This is a genomic window from Pseudomonas sp. AC083, from assembly GCF_979253165.1.
In genome coordinates this window covers 1-268 of record NZ_CEEDDH010000154.1, presented here as the reverse complement: position 1 = coordinate 268, position 268 = coordinate 1, and the positions used below count along the sequence as shown (strand labels likewise).

Below are 268 nucleotides of genomic sequence, written 5' to 3'. Positions count from 1 at the left end.
CGGGTCGACGACCGCGTCGAGGACCAGCCGGCCGACGTTCTTCGGGAAGAGATGGGCGTACGTGGCGCCGAGCTGGGTCCCGTACGAGATCCCGAAGTAGTGCAGCTTCTTGTCGCCGAGGACGTGCCGGACCAGGTCCAGGTCGCGGGCGGTGTTGCTGGTGGTGGTGTGCGGGACGAGCTTGCCCGAGCGGCGGGCGCAGCCGGCGCCGAACGCGGTGTTGTCCTTGAGGAAGGTGGCCTCCTCGGCCGCCGTGTCCGGTGTGAAG

Annotated in this window: 1 protein-coding gene; it reads right to left on the bottom strand. The window is 69.8% G+C overall.

Annotated elements, in window-relative coordinates:
- Nucleotides 1-268 (bottom strand): alpha/beta fold hydrolase (locus tag AC0IXA_RS27530; protein WP_471814917.1); only part of this gene is annotated, 268 nt, incomplete at both ends.